A 16,119-nucleotide genomic window follows, 5' to 3' on the forward strand; every position below is an offset into this window, starting at 1 on the left:
TCGCCCATGCATTGCCCTTTCTGCGGCGCCGACAACACCCAGGTCACCGACACCCGTGAAAACGAGGACGGTGACACCGTTCGGCGCCGCCGTCGCTGCCTCTCCTGCGACAAGCGCTTCACGACTTATGAGCGCATCGACCTCAAGATGCCGCAAGTGGTCAAAAAGAATGGCAGTCGTACCGACTACAGCCACGACAAGCTCCTCGGCAGCCTGAGTCTGGCCCTGCGCAAGCGCCCGGTCACCGCCGAAAGCGTCGATGCCGCCGTCGATCGCATCGAAGCCAAGCTCCTTTCCCTCGGTGAACGCGAAGTCGGCTCCGAACGCATTGGCGAACTCGTCATGCGCGAGCTCAAGAAGCTCGACAAGGTCGCCTACATCCGTTTTGCCTCTGTCTATCGCGCCTTCGAGGACGTGGACGAATTCTCGGAAGTCATCCGGGAAGTCACCACCAAACCCCGCGGCCGTCCTCCCAAGGCCTCCTGAAGATTCTGTCCATGAGCGCCACCGCCGACGATTACCGGTGGATGGCCCGCGCCCTCGAACTTGCCGAGCGCGGGCTGTACACCACTACGCCCAATCCCCGTGTCGGCTGCGTCATTGTCCGTGACGGCCAGATGGTCGGCGAAGGCTGGCACATTCGCGCTGGCGAACCCCACGCGGAAGTCCATGCCCTCGCCATGGCCGGCGAGCAAGCTCGTGGCGCCACCGCCTACGTCACCCTGGAGCCCTGCTCCCACCACGGCCGCACCCCACCCTGTGCCGAAGCCCTGGTCAACGCCGGCCTCAGCCGGGTCGTCGTGGCGATGGAAGACCCGAATCCGCTGGTGGCCGGCAAAGGCCTCACCCGCCTGCGCGACAGCGGCATCGAGGTACTGTCCGGCATCCAGGAAGCCGAAGCCCGCGAACTCAATATCGGCTTTATCTCACGCATGACCCGCGGCCGACCGTGGCTACGCCTCAAGGCTGCCGCCACCCTGGATGGCAAGACCGCCCTCAACAACGGGGTCTCCCAGTGGATCACCGGCGATGATGCCCGGCGCGACGCCCACCGCTGGCGGGCCCGCTCCTGTGCGGTACTGACCGGCATAGGCACCGTGCGTGACGACGACCCGCAACTCACCGTCCGCGCCATTCCCACCGAACGGCAGCCCCTGCGCATCGTGGTCGATGCCCGCCTCGAAACCCCCCTCAGCGCCAAAATCCTCGACGGCAGCCCGGTGCTGATCGCCGGGGCCGTAGACGACGCAGAGCGCATCGCAGCTCTCAAGCGGCGCGGCGCCGACGTACTGATTCTTCCCAACACCGGCGGCAAGGTCGATTTGCCTGCCCTGATGACCGAACTTGGGCAGCGGGGCATCAACGAAGTCATGGCGGAAAGCGGCTTCAAGCTCAACGGCTCGCTGCTGCGCGAAGGCTGCGTGGACGAGCTGATCCTCTACTTCGCCCCCGCGCTGGTGGGCGACGCTGCCGGCGGCCTCTTCAATCTCCCAGCCCTCACCAGCCTCACCGACAAACGGCAGCTCGTCTTCCGCGACGTCCGCCTGGTCGGTCACGACCTGCGCATCCTTGCCCGCCCGGCCTGAAGCGGCGCCTCTCCGGAAATCTGCAAACCTTTGACATAAGTCAGCCTCGGGGGTCAACGTGGCCCATGCCGGGCCGTTAAGCGCTACTTGTTCGCCACCCCGCCCAGTCCATGAAGCTCCCGCACCTGATCGGCCTCCTCGCCTCCGCCTTCCTGTCGATCTACGCCCACGCGGAAACCGCCATCGTTCTCAATTCGGTCGACGAGAACGTCAGCTTTATCGACACCAAAACCTACAAGGAAACCGGTAAATCGCCAGCCTGCAAGGAGCCCCATCACCTGATCGCCACGCCGGACGACACATCGGTGATCGTCGCCTGTGCGATCTCGAATGAACTGGTCTTCTTCGACGCGAAGACCGGCAAGGAACAGAAGCGCATCAAGAACATCTCCGATCCTTATCAGCTCGGCTTCTCGCCGGACAACAGGTGGTTCGTGGCCAACTCTCTGCGCCTTGACCGGGTCGATCTCTACAGCGCCACCGACTACAAGCTGGTCACCCGCATCCCTGCAGCCAAAACACCGTCCCACATGGCCTTCGACAAGGCCAGCCAGTTCGTCTTCATCACACTGCAGGACTCCAACGAAATCCTCGCCATCGACCTCAAGACCCAGCAACCCCTGTGGAAGCTGCCGGTTGGCCCCACACCTGCCGGCATCCACATGACGCCGGACGACAAATACCTGCTGGTCGGCATCATGGGTGCGGATTACGTGGAAGTCATCGACTGGCGCGCCCGCAAGACCATCAAGAAAATCGTTACCGCAAAAGCGGCCCATAACTTTCTCGCCCGGGGTGACGGCCGGCACGTCTTTGTATCCAACCGCACCGTGAATGGCAGCATCTCCCTGGTGGACATGCAGACACTGACCGAAGTGGAGAAATACGATGTGCCCGGCGGCCCCGACGACATGGAAATCCGTGCCGACGGCAAGGAGCTGTGGGCCACCGCCCGCTTCGCACGCAAGGTGCAGGTGATCGACCTGGAGCAGAAGAAGGTTTCCTACTCGATTCCCGTGGGCCGCTCACCCCACGGCGTGTCCTTCATCAATCACGCGGCACGGCAGTGATGACCGGGGTCATCCGCGGCACGCTCGCCGCCTGCCTGATCGCCATCGCCAGCCTCGCCCACGGGGCAGATCCCATCTGCAAGGGCACGCTATACCTGACCCTCGACACCGGCAACATGCGCCACGCCGAGGCCATCGCCCAGATCCTCGGGAAACATCAGGTCAAGGCCACCTTTTTTGTCGCCCAGGAAAAAACCCTGCGTGGCGACATGGCTCTCGACCCCTCGTGGGCCGAGTTCTGGAGGGCGCGCGTCGCCGAAGGGCACGCCTTTGGCAGCCACACCTGGCGCCACGGGTCCTTCCGCAAGGATGATACTGGTGGCAAGGTCAACTACCGCCTGCCCGACGGCAGCCAGACGCAGCTAGACGTCGAACAGATCTGCACCGAGCTGAAAAAGCCGGATATCCGCTTTGCCGAACTCACCGGTCGCAAGCTCGACCCCCTGTGGCGCGCTCCGGGTGGCCGCACCACACCCCTCACACTGAAAGCAGCCGAAGCCTGCGGCTACCGGCATGTGGGCTGGGCACCGGCCGGCTTTCTCGGCGATGAACTGCCTTCGGAAATCTCCCCCAACGAGATTCTGCTGAAGCGTGCGCTCGCCAACCTGAAGGGCGGAGACATCCTGATGGCTCATCTGGGCATCTGGTCACGCAAGGATCCCTTCGCCCCCATGCTGGACCCACTCATTGGCAGTCTGAAAAGCAAGGGTTTCTGTTTCGCCACGATCCCGACACAATGACGCAGTATCTGACCGATTATTTCGTCATCCTGCAAGGGTGGCTGTTCGACACACTGGTCCAGCCGGTGCTGTTCGCCCTCGGTCTTGCCAGTTACGTGGAAATGGGCTTCGACGGCATCGAGTTCGTCCTGCAGGGAGGCATCGAACTGGCCATTGCCTATGTCCTGATGCGTCCGCTGGAAGCCCTGTGGCCCGCTGAACGATGGACACAACGCCGGGCCGTACGGGTTGATGTGTTGTACACGCTGCTCAACCGCCTGGGCATGGTGCCGCTGACCGTTTTTACCCTGCTCGCGCCCCTTTTCATGGAGCTGGAAAGCTGGCTGCGCTTCAACGACATCATTCCGCGCCAACTGGAAGACTGGCTCCCCGGCCTCGACAACCATCCGCTGGCCAGCTTCTTGATTTACCTGGTGATCCTCGATTTTGCCGAGTACTGGCGGCACCGGCTGTCGCACACCTGCGGCTGGTGGTGGGCACTCCACGGCATTCACCATTCGCAGCGCCAGATGTCTTTCTGGACCGACTCCCGCAATCATCTGGCAGACGATCTGATTGCCGGCCTGTGGTTCGCCTGCCTGTCGCTGCTGATCGGCGTTCCACCGGGCCACTTCATCGGCTTGCTGATCGCCCTGCGGCTGGTGGAAAACCTCTCTCACACCAACACCCGGCTCGCTTTCGGGCCGATCGGTGATTATCTGATTGTCGGACCACGCTACCATCGCTGGCACCATGCCCTCGAGTTGCCGGCTGATAGGCATTGTCGCTACGGCTGCAACTTCGCCATCCTTTTCCCGGTGTGGGACATCCTCTTCGGCACGCTCTATCTCAAGGAGTCCCTGCCTCCCACCGGCATCCACGAAGGCAGCCCGGAAGAAATCGCCGCACGAGACAGCTTCTGGGCCCAGCAGAAACTCGGCTTGATATTGCTCTGGAAAGCGCTGACGAGCAGGAACCGGCAATCGCCTTCAGCGTGAGGCGCATACCGCGCAAGCCAGGTCACGCCCCAGCCGGATTGTCCGCCAGTCCATCGCCAGCGCATCCAGCAGGAGCAGGCGACCAGTCAACGCGTCGCCACAGCCCGCCAGCAACTTGAGGGCCTCGGCGGCCTGTACGGCACCCACGATACCGGTGATCGGCGCAAAAACGCCCATCACGGCACAACGCACCTCCTCCACATCCTCCCCCTCCGGAAACAGGCAGTGATAGCAGGGGCTGTCGGCATGGCGCAGATCGAAGACCGACAACTGCCCGTCAAAACGGACCGCGGCCCCCGAAACCAGCGGCTTGCGGTGGGCCACGCAAGCCCGGTTGATGGCATGGCGGGTCGCGAAGTTGTCCGAACAGTCCAGCACCACATCGGCAAGCGCGACTTCTGCCTCCAGCTCGGCGCCTTCAAGGCGTCGACCAAGCGGAATAACGCGGGTCTCGGGATTGAGTCGTGCCAGCGTATCGCGGCCCGAGTCGACCTTGAGCCGCCCGACGCTCTCCTGGCTGTGCAGGATCTGGCGCTGCAGATTGGTCAGATCAACCGTGTCACCGTCGGCCAGAACCAGCGTCCCCACCCCGGCTGCCGCCAGGTACATCGCCGCGGGCGAACCCAGCCCCCCGGCACCGACCATCAATACACGGGCAGCAAGGATGGCCGACTGCCCCTCGATACCGATCTGGGGCAGAAGGATGTGGCGCGAATAGCGAAGAAGCTGATCGTCGTTCATGGGAGGAGAAAAGAAAGAAAACGGCCGCCAGACGGCGGCCGGTAAAAAGTCTATTTATATTCGCGCAGGTCCGGGGGCGTATCGTCGTGATCGCCGTGAGGATGAGCCGCGTAGGCCTTGATATAGACTTCGTGGGATTGTTTGATGAGCCGCTCCGGGGAGCGCAGGTTATGGACCTGCGTGTCCTCCACATAATAAATCAGCGCCCGGTGCAAACGGATCAGCAGTGTCCGGTCGAGGTGAAAGCCAGCATCGATCAGGCAGCTTTCCAGCAACTCAAGGGTGTAGTCGAGAACGTTGTAACGCACCAGCAGGGATGAGTCGTCACGCCCGGGCTCCACTTGCACCCCTCGCAAGGCCGCCAGCGAACGCCGCGCCTGCGCGGCCTGCCCAGGCGGAAAATCCTTGAAGCGGATCTCGCGAACCTTGGCAATACCGCTACCCGCATGATGCAAGGTGCTTTCGTGCTTGCGTCCAGCCAGCTTGTAAGCGGTCTCGCGGCGCATGGCTCAACCCTCCGGTATGTTGGTTACTTGCCGCTATTCTGGAGGATTTGCAGACCCTTGAGCAAATTCACGGCTTGCGACAACTGGTAGTCATCCTTGCCGGAGATTTCGAAAGCCGGCTTCATCTCGTCAGCCTCGTCCTTTGGCTTGTCCTTGCCCTTCGATGCGCCATCTTTCTTGGGCGTGACATCGGCCTTGGACACTTCCGGCTCCTTGCCATTGCCGAGGTGACGATCGAGGTCAGCCTCGCGCAGACGCTCGCGGGACGCCCCGCCGGGTGTTTCCTCAACTACGATATCGGGGACGATGCCCTTGGCCTGGATGGAGCGGCCGTTCGGCGTGAAATAACGCGCGGTGGTCAGCTTGATGGCGGCATTGCTGTTGAGAGGGAGGATAGTCTGCACCGACCCCTTGCCGAAGCTCTGGGTACCCATCACCACGGCACGCTTGTGATCCTGAAGCGCGCCGGCAACAATCTCGGACGCGGAGGCGGAACCGCCATTCACCAGAACCACCATCGGTACCGTCTTGATGGAGGCCGGTATGCTCTTGATGTAGTCGTCGCGGGAACCGCGCAGATAATCCTCCGGCACAGCCAGATACTTGCGTTTCGCGTCGTCGGCGCGCCCGTCGGTGGATACCACCAGCGCCTTCGGAGGCAGGAAAGCGGCCGATACGCCGACCGCACCATTCAGCAGACCACCCGGATCATTGCGCAGATCGAGCACAAGCCCCTTCAGTTCGCCCTGCTTGACCAGCTTGTCCAGATGCTGCGCGAGGGACGCCGCGGTCTGCTCCTGGAACTGGACCACGCGCACGTATCCATAGCCCGACTCGATCACCTTGGACTTGACGCTCTGCACCTTGATGACTTCCCGCATCAGGGTCACGACAATCGGCTTGGCCTCGCCCTTGCGGGCAATGGTGAGGACGATATTGGTCTTGGGCTTGCCGCGCATGCGCTTGACGGCGTCGTTGAGGGTCATGCCCTTCACCGGCGTATCGTCGAGCTTGATGATCAGGTCGCCGGCCTTGATGCCCGCACGGAAGGCCGGGGTATCTTCGATGGGCGAAATGACCTTGACGTAACCGTCTTCCGAACCAACCTCGATGCCGAGCCCCCCGAACTCGCCCTGGGTGCCGACCTGAAGCTCCTTGAACGCTTCGGCGTCCAGGTAGGACGAATGCGGATCGAGGTTCGACAGCATGCCGCTGATCGCGTGAGTGATCAGCTTCTTGTCGTCTACGGGCTCGACATACCCCTGCTTGATGGCGTTGAAGACGTCAGCCAAGTTGCGCAACTCTTCCACGGGCAAGGGAGCCAGGCTCGATTTGTCCGCATTGGCCGAGAAATTGAGACTGATAAGAACCCCGGCACAAAGCCCGGTGAATACCAGGCCGGCTTGTTGCAGTTTGCTGCGCATAAAGTCTCCGTCTGGGCGCCCGGGGCTTATGGAGCCCTGCAAACGCCATCGCATGCCCGAAGTCGGGCTCGTCCTGAATAGCAAGATGAGTATAAACCGGAAAGGTTCCCCGGCCGCCCCAGGCGGGCGCTGCGGCATGCCTGAAACTTGATCCAGGCCAGGAAAGCGGAAGCAAGACCCGCACCGGGCCATCCGCACCGAAGTGCGAAAAAATGGTATTTTATAATATTAAAGCGCCTCAAAAACCCGCTCATTTCGTGAAAACAGCTTCAGTCAACCTTATCGTCAAGCAGGAACACATTGAGACCGCCGCGCGGGCCCTCAAGGCGATCTCCCACCCTCTTCGCCTCAAGATCCTCTGCATCATTGGCAGCGAGGAGGTGTGCGTACAGGAAATCGTGGAGGCAGTCGGAACGTCTCAAAGCAATATTTCCCAGCATCTCGCCATTCTTCGCGACAAGGGTGTCCTGCTGACCCGTAAAGATGCCAACCGGGTGTATTACCGGGTCGGCGATCCCCGTACCCTGCAACTGATTGCGATGATGCGCGAAGTCTTCTGTTCAGAAGGCGCGGAGTAATTCTTCAGCAAATCCTTCCTTTCCCCGATCTGGAGTACTTTTAGTGGAATTCATCCAGCAAAACTGGAACTGGGCCTGGGCTGCGCTAGCTCTCGTCAGCGGCTCCCTGCTCATCGTCTCATCCCTGCGCGGCGGCAGTCGCGGCATTTCTCCGGCCCAGGCAACCACACTCATCAACCGGGAAGACGCCACCGTCATCGACGTCCGCGAGGCCGCCGAGTTTGCTTCCGGCCACCTCCTCAACGCTCGCCACATCCCTCTGGGCGACCTTGAGAAGCGCCTCGGCGAACTCGAAAAACTCAAGGACAAGCCTGTTATCCTCAACTGTCAGAGTGGTGGTCGCTCGTCCTCTGCGTGCGGCATCCTGCGCAAGGCCGGCTTCACCAACGTCCACAACCTGGAAGGTGGTGTCGCAGCCTGGGAACAGGCCGGCATGCCGATCAGCCGCAAGAAGAAATAATCATGCAACCCAAGATCCTGATGTACTCCACTGCCGTCTGCCCCTACTGCGTTCGCGCGGAAGGGCTGCTGCGCCGCAAGGGCGTCACCGAGATTGAAAAGGTGCGCATCGATCTCGACCCGGCTCGCCGGGACGAAATGATGACGCGCACCGGCCTGCGTACCGTGCCGCAGATCTATATCGGCGACTACCACGTGGGCGGCTGCGACGACCTGTTCGCTCTTGACCACCAGGGCAAGCTCGACCCGCTGCTGCGCGGCGAGCCGGCCTGAAACCAGACATTGCCTCTTTCTCAACCGGAAAAACCCACCATGTCCGAAACCGCACAACAACCCGTCTTCTCCATCGAAAAGCTTTACGTCAAGGATCTGTCCCTGGAAGTGCCCAACGCACCGCAGATCTACCTTGAGCGCGAAGCCCCCCAGATCGCCGTGCAACTGCGCACTGAAGGCAATGTGGTCGACGAAGGCGTCTTCGAAGTGAACCTTACCGTGACGGTCACGGCCAAGCTGCCCGACGAGAAGACCGTTTTCCTGGTTGAAGTCGCCCAGGCCGGCATCTTCCAGATCCGCAATGTGCCCCAGGAAGACCTGGAGCCGATCATGATGATCGGTTGCGCCAACATCCTCTTCCCGTACGCCCGCGAAGCCGTGTCCGACGCCGTGTCCCGCGCCGGCTTCCAGCCGGTTGTGCTCGCCCCGGTCAATTTCGAGGCCCTGTACCAGCAGAACCGCCAGCAGGCTGCAGCCCAGGCCGGCACCGACGTGCCCATCCAGTAATGAAAATGCGCCGCCTTATCGCCGCGGCGCTGCTCGGCCTGCCGCTCGCCCTCGCGGCAGCGCAGGCCGGGGCCTCGGACTTCCGCTCCCTGGCCGAGCCGGCCATTCTCTACGATGCGCCGTCGAAGCAGGGCAAGCCGCTTTTCGTGATCCAGCGCTACACGCCCGTCGAAATGGTCGTGAACATCGATCGCTGGGTAAAGGTACGCGAGCCGGCCGGCAGCCTCCTGTGGCTAGAGCGCCGTCAGCTTTCCGAGAAGCGCACCGCGATCATCACCGCCGCCCGCGCCGACATCCGTCAGAAACCCGATGCAGGCGCACCGCTGGCCTTCGAAGCCGTCAAGGACGTGGTCCTGGAGCTCACCGACAAACCCGCCGACGGCTGGGTCCGGGTAAAGCATCGGGACGGCACCAGCGGCTTCATCCGCATCAACCAGATCTGGGGGCTGTAAGCACCATGCGCATCGCCGTTTTCGGGGCCGGTGCCTGGGGCACCGCCCTCGCCCTCGCCTTCAGCCGTGGTCACGAAGTTGTCCTGTGGAGCCGCGAGGCCGCGGAAATCGCCGCCATGCGCAGCGACGGCGAAAATCGTCGCTACCTGCCCGGCATCCCGCTGCCAGCCAACCTGCAACTGACCGACGACCTGCAGGAAGCCGCCCGCGCCGACCTGCATCTGGTGGTCACGCCGCTGGCCGGCCTGCGCAGCACCGCCCGTGCGCTGCAGGCCGCAGCGCCTGACACACCGCTGCTGTGGGCCTGCAAGGGCCTTGAGGCAGGCACCGCCAAGCTGCCTCATCAGATCGTCGCCGAAGAACTCGGCCCCGATGCGGCCTGCGGCGTGCTGACCGGCCCGAGCTTCGCCGCAGAAGTCGCCCAGGGACTGCCTGCCGCGGTAACGATTGCGTCCAGCGATATCGAGTTCGCCCGCTACTGGGTGCAAGCCCTGCACAACAACCGCCTGCGCCTCTACGCCAACGACGACCTCGTCGGTGCCGAAGTGGGGGGTGCGGTCAAGAACGTCATGGCGATTGCTGCCGGTGTTGCCGACGGCATGGGTTTCGGACTCAACGCCCGGGCCGCCCTGATTACCCGCGGCCTGGCCGAAATCACCCGTCTGGGCATCGCCCTCGGCGGGCGCCGCGACACCTTCATGGGCCTTGCCGGGCTAGGCGACCTGGTGCTGACCTGCACCGGCGACCTGTCACGCAACCGCCGCGTCGGCCTGCTGCTGGCCGAAGGCAAAACCCTGCCGGACATTCTCGAAGCGCTCGGTCACGTGGCCGAAGGGGTCAGCACGACCCGCGAAGTCGCCGCCCTGTCGGCCAAACTGGGCGTGGACATGCCTATCACCAACGCAGTGGATGGCGTCCTGAACGGCACCCTGTCAGCCCGCGAGGCCGTAGAGCAACTCCTCGCCCGCGACCCCAAGCAGGAATAAGCAGCGCCGTCAGGTGCCGCCGGCAAAGCCGTTCTGCCGCCAGGCCTCGTAAACCACCACCGCAGCGGCGTTTGACAGATTGAGGCTGCGGTTGTCGGGCCGCATCGGAATGCGCAAACGTCGCTCGTCGCCGAATTCCGCATGGAGCTCGGGTGGCAAGCCACGGGATTCCGAGCCGAACACGAACACATCGCCCGGCTGAAAAGCCACTTCGCCATAGCTGCGCCCGCCATGAGACGTCAGGGCAAAGATGCGCTGACCGGCAAAGCCGGCGCGGCAGCTCGGCCAGTCTTCATGCACGGTGACCACTGCCATGTCACGATAATCCAGGCCGGCACGCACCAGCTGTTTCTCTTCCAGCGTGAAGCCAAGGGGTTTGACGAGGTGCAGACGCGCGCCGCTATTGGCGCACATCCGCATGATGTTGCCGGTATTCGGAGGAATTTCCGGCTGATGGAGGACGACGTGGAACATGGGCGCGGATTGTGCACGGCCCGCCCTCCCGGATCAACCCGGCCGTGGCGTCCGGGCCACGACCCGGTTCTCGACACGGAGCGCACCGACCCCCTTCAGCGTCCGCGCCAGCTCGGCAATGGTCTCCCCGGTGGTCATCACGTCATCAACCACCACGACCCGCAAATCTTGCACGCTCCCGCACACCCGAAAAGCCCCCTGCACGTTGGCACTCCGCTCCTTCCACGGCAAGCCCGCCTGGGGCTGGGTATCCACATCGCGCACAACGCTGTCGAGCAAAATCGGCAAGCCCCACGCCCTGGCCAGCGGCCGCGCCAGCTCGGCGGCCTGATTGAAGCCCCGCGCGCGCAAACGTGCAGGATGGAGCGGCATCGGAATCACGACGTCAGCAGCGGGAACCGGCTGCGCCAACATCAAGTCCACGAACAGGCGCGTCATTGCCAGGCGATGGCCGTATTTCAGCGCATGCACCAACTTGTCCAGCGGGAAACCGTAGTCGAGAGCCGCCCGGGTTGCATCAAAGGGCGGCGGATTGCGCAGGCACGCGCCACACACGGTGCCGGTCGGCAGGAAAATTCCGCACACCGCACACCGCGCCAGACCCCGCCCCGGCAAGCTGTCCATACAGACGGCACACAACACATCGCAGCCACTCGCCGCACCGCAGGCGAAGCATTGCTGGGGGAAAACAACCTGCACCACGGCATCGGCCACATGGCGCCATCCAAGCGCTTGATTTGACAAGTCCGGACCCCTTCAGGGAAACTGGAGAGCTTCGTAATTCAAAATTACAGCCTATAAAAGGGTGCATGACAATGACCGCCACCGTCGCCCACGCAGAGACCGCCCAGAACCAAGCCGCCGCTCCCGCCCGCAAGCGCTGGAGTGTCGCCGAGATCGAAGCCCTGTTCGCCCTGCCTTTCAATGACCTCCTGTTCCGCGCCCAGCAGGTGCACCGGGAGAATTTCGACCCTAACGGCGTCCAGCGTTCCACGCTGCTGTCCATCAAGACCGGCGGCTGCTCGGAAGACTGTGGCTACTGCTCCCAGTCCTCCCGCTACGATACCGGCCTCGAGAAGGAAGCCCTCCTCCCGCTCAACGAAGTGCTGGAAAACGCCCGCGCCGCCAAGGCCAAGGGTGCCTCCCGCTTCTGCATGGGCGCAGCCTGGCGCGGCCCCAAGGAGAAGGATCTCGCCCCGGTCCTCGACATGGTCCGCGAGGTCAAGAAACTCGGCCTCGAAACCTGCGTTACCCTCGGCATGCTGAAAGAAGGTCAGGCTGGTCAGCTCAAGGAAGCCGGCCTCGACTACTACAACCACAACATTGACACCTCGCCCGAATTCTACGGCCAGATCATCACCACCCACACCCTGCAGGATCGCCTCGACACCCTCGACAAGGTGCGTGACGCCGGCATCAACGTGTGTTGCGGCGGCATCGTCGGCCTGGGTGAAACCAAGAAGAGCCGCGCCGCGCTGCTAGCCGAACTGGCCAACATGAATCCGCCGCCGGATTCGGTGCCCATCAACAATCTGGTGCAGGTGGAAGGCACCCCGCTGGGCAAGACCGAAGCCATTGATCCCTTCGACTTCGTGCGCATGATCGCCGCCGCCCGCATCACCATGCCGGCAAGCTACGTTCGCCTGTCCGCCGGTCGCCAGGAGTTCGGCGATGGCATCCAGGCCCTGTGCTTCCTTGCCGGCGCCAACTCCATTTTCTACGGCGAGCGCCTGCTCACCACCGACAATCCGGACTCCGACGCCGACGACGCGCTCTTCGCCCGTCTTGGCCTGAAGTCCATCTAAGGCCAAGCGCGACCCGATGACGATGCCGGATTTCCAGCTCGACCCGCGCCTTGTGCGGCGCCGGGCCGGGCGGGCCGCTTCCGGCTACGCCACCGTCGACACCCTGGCCCGGGAAATCTCCCGGCGCATGGCCGAGCGCCTCGACTACATCCGTATCGAGCCGAAGCGCATCCTCGACCTGGGCTGCGGTCCGGGTGCCGACCTGGCCACCTTTGCCGAACGCTATCCGGGCGTGGCGCGCATCGCCATCGACAGCGCCCCGGCCATGCTCACCCAGGCCCGTGGCGAGAAAAGCCTGCTCAAACGCCTGATGCGCTTCGGCAAGCCCGCCGAGCCGGACTTCATCTGCGCCGACGCCACCGCTCTGCCCCTGGCCCGCGGCAGCATCTCTCTAGCCTGGTCGAACCTGATGCTGCAGTGGCTGCATGATCCGCTGCCGGCCCTCAAGGAAATTCACCGGACCCTCGAAGTTGGTGGTCTGGTGATGTTCTCCACTTTTGGCCCGGACACCCTCAAGGAACTCCGCGCGTCCCTGCCGCCTTCACAAGCCGAGCACCTGCACCGCTTCATCGACATGCACGACCTGGGCGACGCCCTCGTCGGCGCTGGTTTTTCCGATCCGGTGATGGACATGGAAATCCTCACCGTCACCTACACCAAGCTCGACGACCTCTTCCACGACCTGCGCACCAGCGGCTCCACCAACGCCGCCCTCAGTCGCCCACGTGGCCTGGTGGGCAAGAAGCACTGGGAAGAACTGCGCAGCAACTACGAAACCCTGCGTCGCGACGGACGTCTGCCGGCCACCGTCGAAGTAGTCTACGGCCACGCTTGGAAGGCCGCGCCCAAGGTACTCGACGACGGCCGCGCCATCGTGCGCTTCGAACGCAAGCCAGGCTGAGCCATGTCGCCGATCTGGCTGTTCGACCTCGACAACACGCTGCACAACGCCAGTCCGCACATCTTCCCGCACATCAACCGGAGCATGACGGCCTACCTCATGCAACACCTGGGGCTGGACGAGCGCGCCGCCAACCGGCTGCGCATGGACTACTGGAAACGCTACGGCGCCACACTCACGGGCCTGATGCGCCACCACGGCACCGACCCACAACACTTCCTGCACAACACCCACCAGTTCCCCGACCTGCCGCGCATGGTCGTTTTCGACAGCGCCCTGCGTCACATGCTGCGCCGCCTGCCCGGCCGCAAAATTGTTTTCTCCAACGGCCCCCAGCGCTACGCCGAAAAGGTGCTCGACATCATGGGCATCCGCCATCACTTCGATGCGGTGTATTCCGTCGAGAAAATGCGCTTTCATCCCAAGCCCAAACTGCGCGGCTTTCTTCACCTGCTCAAGGATCACCACCTCGATCCGGCACGCTGCATTCTGGTGGAGGACAGCGCCGAAAACCTGCGCACCGCCAAGCGCCTCGGCATGAAGACGGTATGGATCAGCCGCAGCCTGCGCCAGCCCGATTACGTCGACTGCCAGCTCCCATCAGTATTGGGTCTGGCGCGCCATGCCATCCGGAGCAGCGCTTCGGGTTAAAATAACCGATTCCGCTTTTTCGAACGCGAGACCGCCATGCCCTTCGCCCAGACCGAAAACCTGAACATCGCGGCCTTCGACCGCATGCCGTCCCCCGAGGAAATCACCGCCCACGTCCCGCTGACGGACACGGCCGCCAAGGTTGTCCTCGAAGGCCGCCAGACCCTGCAAGCCATTCTCGACCGCAAGGACCCACGGATTTTCGTGGTCGTCGGCCCCTGCTCGATCCACGATCCGGTCGCCGGGCTCGACTACGCCCGCCGCCTCAAGAAGCTGGCTGACGAAGTTTCCGACACCCTTGTGCTGATCATGCGCGTGTATTTCGAAAAGCCCCGCACCTCCACCGGCTGGAAGGGCTATATCAACGATCCGCACATGGACGACTCCTTCCGCATCGACGAAGGCATGGAAAAAGCCCGTCGCTTCCTGCTGGACGTCAATGAAGCCGGCCTGCCCGCCGGCACCGAAGCCCTCGACCCGATCGCCCCGCAATACTACGGCGACCTGATCAGCTGGACCGCCATCGGCGCGCGCACTTCCGAATCGCAAACCCACCGCGAAATGGCCTCCGGCCTGTCCACCCCGGTCGGCTTCAAGAACGGCACCGACGGCTCGCTCGACGCCGCAGTGAACGGCATCCTGTCCGCCTCCCACCCGCACAGCTTTCTCGGCATCAACGCCCAAGGCCAGTCGTCGGTCATCCGCACCCGCGGCAACGCCTACGGCCACGTGGTCCTGCGTGGCGGTGGCGGCCGGCCGAATTACGACACCGTATCGGTATCCCTGGCTGAAAAGGCGCTCACCAAGGCCAAGCTGCCCGCCAACATCGTCATTGACTGCTCCCACGCCAACTCCTGGAAAAACCCGGAGTACCAGCCCCTGGTGATGCGCGACGTGGCCCACCAGATCCGCGAAGGCAACCAGACCATCGTCGGCCTGATGATCGAGAGCAATATCGAGGCCGGCAGCCAGCCGATCCCCGAAGACCTCTCCCAGCTGCGCTACGGCTGCTCGGTGACCGACGCCTGCGTCGACTGGAGCACCACCGAAAACATGATCCGCGCCACTCGCGACATTCTCCGGGACGTGCTCCCCAAGCGGAGCGCGGCCTGATGAATCTGGTTGTCCAGGGCCAGAAAGTCGAAACCCGTGCCCTGAAAGATCTGGCCACCCTGACGGCTTCGGAAGGCGTAGGACGCCTCGGCAACAATGCCTTCCGCCTGCTCAAGGCCCAACCGAGCGATGAGCTGGCGACCTACTGCGAAGCCCGCCAGCTCGACTACGCCTTCGTACCCGAAGAACGGCGCCTGAAGGATTTTCGCCTGTTCGTCACCGACATGGACTCGACGCTGATCAACATCGAGTGCATCGACGAAATCGCCGACATGCAGGGACTGAAAGCCGAAGTCGCGGCGATCACCGAAGCGGCCATGCGCGGCGAGCTCGACTTCCGCGAATCGCTCACCCGGCGTGTCGCGCTGCTCGAGGGGCTACCCGAAGAAGCCCTGGCACGGGTCTTCAACGAACGCCTGCAACTGAACCCGGGCGCCGAAGCCCTGATCGCCGGGCTCAAGCAGGCCGGCATCGTCACGGTGCTGGTTTCGGGGGGTTTTACCTACTTCACCGAACGCCTGCAAAAGCAGCTCGGCTTCGACTACGCGGTGGCGAACCAACTGGACATCCGCAACGGCAAACTGACCGGCAAGGTCAAGGGCGACGTGGTGGACGGAGAGGCCAAGCGCCACACGCTGCAACTCGTGCGCAAGCTCCACAGCTTTGCGCCCGCAACAGTCATCGCCGCCGGTGACGGTGCCAACGACCTGCCTATGCTCACCGAAGCCGGCGTGGGGATTGCCTATCACGCCAAGCCGGTCGTCCGCGAAAAAGCCACCTACGCGCTCAACCACAGCGGGCTCGACGGCATCCTCAACCTGTTTGCCTGACACCGAAAGGGCCTCTTTTGTCGACATTCTTTACACTTATTCCCGT

At 63.2% G+C, this 16,119-nt stretch carries 21 protein-coding genes; 16 read left to right on the forward strand and 5 right to left on the reverse strand.

Translation table 11 applies throughout. The annotated features are described in order from the left end of the window. The first annotated feature begins 6 nt into the window (after positions 1-6). From nrdR to ETQ85_RS17065, 5 genes are all read left to right on the forward strand, one after another. Positions 7-486 (forward strand): transcriptional regulator NrdR, encoded by a 480-nt coding sequence (nrdR, locus tag ETQ85_RS17045; protein WP_148580283.1) that lies wholly within the window; start codon positions 7-9, stop codon positions 484-486. Positions 487-497: 11 nt separating this feature from the next. Then, positions 498-1,586: a bifunctional diaminohydroxyphosphoribosylaminopyrimidine deaminase/5-amino-6-(5-phosphoribosylamino)uracil reductase RibD gene (ribD, locus tag ETQ85_RS17050; RefSeq protein ID WP_148580284.1), complete on the forward strand. Its 1,089-nt coding sequence runs from the start codon at positions 498-500 to the stop codon at positions 1,584-1,586. A 110-nt stretch (positions 1,587-1,696) separates the two neighbouring features. Continuing rightward, positions 1,697-2,656, forward strand: coding sequence for a YVTN family beta-propeller repeat protein (locus ETQ85_RS17055; RefSeq protein WP_148580285.1), 960 nt, complete (start codon positions 1,697-1,699; stop codon positions 2,654-2,656). After that, complete coding sequence (locus ETQ85_RS17060) at positions 2,656-3,396, forward strand: polysaccharide deacetylase family protein (RefSeq protein WP_148580286.1); 741 nt, start codon at positions 2,656-2,658, stop codon at positions 3,394-3,396. Before ETQ85_RS17055 ends, ETQ85_RS17060 begins: the two co-directional genes overlap by 1 nt. Continuing rightward, positions 3,393-4,373, forward strand: a complete 981-nt coding sequence (locus ETQ85_RS17065) for a sterol desaturase family protein (RefSeq protein ID WP_148580287.1) — start codon at positions 3,393-3,395, stop codon at positions 4,371-4,373. Before ETQ85_RS17060 ends, ETQ85_RS17065 begins: the two co-directional genes overlap by 4 nt. Here the strand turns inward: ETQ85_RS17065 and ETQ85_RS17070 are convergent. From ETQ85_RS17070 to ETQ85_RS17080, 3 genes are read right to left on the reverse strand one after another with little or no spacing between them, the layout of a single operon-like run. After that, a complete protein-coding gene (locus tag ETQ85_RS17070) occupies positions 4,365-5,114 on the reverse strand; it encodes a HesA/MoeB/ThiF family protein (protein WP_148580288.1) in 750 nt (249 codons plus the stop codon). The genes ETQ85_RS17065 and ETQ85_RS17070 overlap by 9 nt on opposite strands. 50 nt (positions 5,115-5,164) lie before the next feature. Further along, on the reverse strand, positions 5,165-5,620 hold the full coding sequence (locus ETQ85_RS17075) for a hypothetical protein (protein ID WP_148580289.1): 456 nt from the start codon (positions 5,618-5,620) through the stop codon (positions 5,165-5,167). 23 nt (positions 5,621-5,643) lie between these two features. Continuing rightward, a complete protein-coding gene (locus ETQ85_RS17080; RefSeq protein ID WP_148580290.1) occupies positions 5,644-7,044 on the reverse strand; it encodes a S41 family peptidase in 1,401 nt (466 codons plus the stop codon). A 212-nt stretch (positions 7,045-7,256) separates the two neighbouring features. Between ETQ85_RS17080 and ETQ85_RS17085 the strand changes: the two genes are divergently transcribed. From ETQ85_RS17085 to ETQ85_RS17110, 6 genes are read left to right on the forward strand one after another with little or no spacing between them, the layout of a single operon-like run. Further along, on the forward strand, positions 7,257-7,622 hold the full coding sequence (locus ETQ85_RS17085; RefSeq protein WP_148580291.1) for an ArsR/SmtB family transcription factor: 366 nt from the start codon (positions 7,257-7,259) through the stop codon (positions 7,620-7,622). A gap of 43 nt (positions 7,623-7,665) precedes the next feature. Next, complete coding sequence (locus ETQ85_RS17090) at positions 7,666-8,082, forward strand: rhodanese-like domain-containing protein (protein WP_148580292.1); 417 nt, start codon at positions 7,666-7,668, stop codon at positions 8,080-8,082. A gap of 2 nt (positions 8,083-8,084) precedes the next feature. Continuing rightward, on the forward strand, positions 8,085-8,354 hold the full coding sequence (gene grxC / locus ETQ85_RS17095) for a glutaredoxin 3 (protein WP_187394746.1): 270 nt from the start codon (positions 8,085-8,087) through the stop codon (positions 8,352-8,354). 39 nt (positions 8,355-8,393) lie between these two features. Further along, a complete protein-coding gene (gene secB / locus ETQ85_RS17100) occupies positions 8,394-8,861 on the forward strand; it encodes a protein-export chaperone SecB (RefSeq protein WP_148580293.1) in 468 nt (155 codons plus the stop codon). 5 nt (positions 8,862-8,866) lie between these two features. Then, positions 8,867-9,313 carry an SH3 domain-containing protein gene (locus tag ETQ85_RS17105; protein ID WP_148580294.1) on the forward strand — a complete coding sequence of 149 codons (447 nt, stop codon included), beginning with the start codon at positions 8,867-8,869 and terminating at the stop codon, positions 9,311-9,313. A 5-nt stretch (positions 9,314-9,318) separates the two neighbouring features. Continuing rightward, positions 9,319-10,299 carry an NAD(P)H-dependent glycerol-3-phosphate dehydrogenase gene (locus tag ETQ85_RS17110; protein ID WP_148580295.1) on the forward strand — a complete coding sequence of 327 codons (981 nt, stop codon included), beginning with the start codon at positions 9,319-9,321 and terminating at the stop codon, positions 10,297-10,299. A gap of 9 nt (positions 10,300-10,308) precedes the next feature. Here ETQ85_RS17110 and ETQ85_RS17115 read toward each other — a convergent pair whose 3' ends face one another. Then, positions 10,309-10,773, reverse strand: coding sequence for a tRNA (cytidine(34)-2'-O)-methyltransferase (locus ETQ85_RS17115; RefSeq protein ID WP_148580296.1), 465 nt, complete (start codon positions 10,771-10,773; stop codon positions 10,309-10,311). 33 nt (positions 10,774-10,806) lie between these two features. Further along, positions 10,807-11,517 carry a ComF family protein gene (locus ETQ85_RS17120; RefSeq protein ID WP_246128796.1) on the reverse strand — a complete coding sequence of 237 codons (711 nt, stop codon included), beginning with the start codon at positions 11,515-11,517 and terminating at the stop codon, positions 10,807-10,809. A gap of 71 nt (positions 11,518-11,588) precedes the next feature. Here ETQ85_RS17120 and bioB point away from each other — a divergent pair, with 71 nt between their 5' ends. From bioB to serB, 5 genes are read left to right on the forward strand one after another with little or no spacing between them, the layout of a single operon-like run. Beyond that, positions 11,589-12,578, forward strand: coding sequence for a biotin synthase BioB (gene bioB, locus ETQ85_RS17125; RefSeq protein ID WP_148580297.1), 990 nt, complete (start codon positions 11,589-11,591; stop codon positions 12,576-12,578). Positions 12,579-12,594: 16 nt separating this feature from the next. Then, positions 12,595-13,479: a methyltransferase domain-containing protein gene (locus tag ETQ85_RS17130; protein ID WP_148580298.1), complete on the forward strand. Its 885-nt coding sequence runs from the start codon at positions 12,595-12,597 to the stop codon at positions 13,477-13,479. Between the two features lie 3 nt (positions 13,480-13,482). After that, the gene (locus ETQ85_RS17135) at positions 13,483-14,130 is read left to right on the forward strand and encodes a pyrimidine 5'-nucleotidase (RefSeq protein ID WP_148580299.1); all 648 of its coding nucleotides are present in this window, start codon (positions 13,483-13,485) and stop codon (positions 14,128-14,130) included. 36 nt (positions 14,131-14,166) lie between these two features. Next, the gene (locus tag ETQ85_RS17140; protein WP_148580300.1) at positions 14,167-15,243 is read left to right on the forward strand and encodes a 3-deoxy-7-phosphoheptulonate synthase; all 1,077 of its coding nucleotides are present in this window, start codon (positions 14,167-14,169) and stop codon (positions 15,241-15,243) included. Next, a complete protein-coding gene (serB, locus tag ETQ85_RS17145; protein ID WP_148580301.1) occupies positions 15,243-16,073 on the forward strand; it encodes a phosphoserine phosphatase SerB in 831 nt (276 codons plus the stop codon). The genes ETQ85_RS17140 and serB overlap by 1 nt, the downstream gene beginning before the upstream one ends. The last annotated feature ends 46 nt before the right edge of the window (positions 16,074-16,119 follow it).

The organism is Zoogloea oleivorans (assembly GCF_008107625.1).
GTDB classification, from domain to species: Bacteria; Pseudomonadota; Gammaproteobacteria; order Burkholderiales; family Rhodocyclaceae; genus Zoogloea; species Zoogloea oleivorans.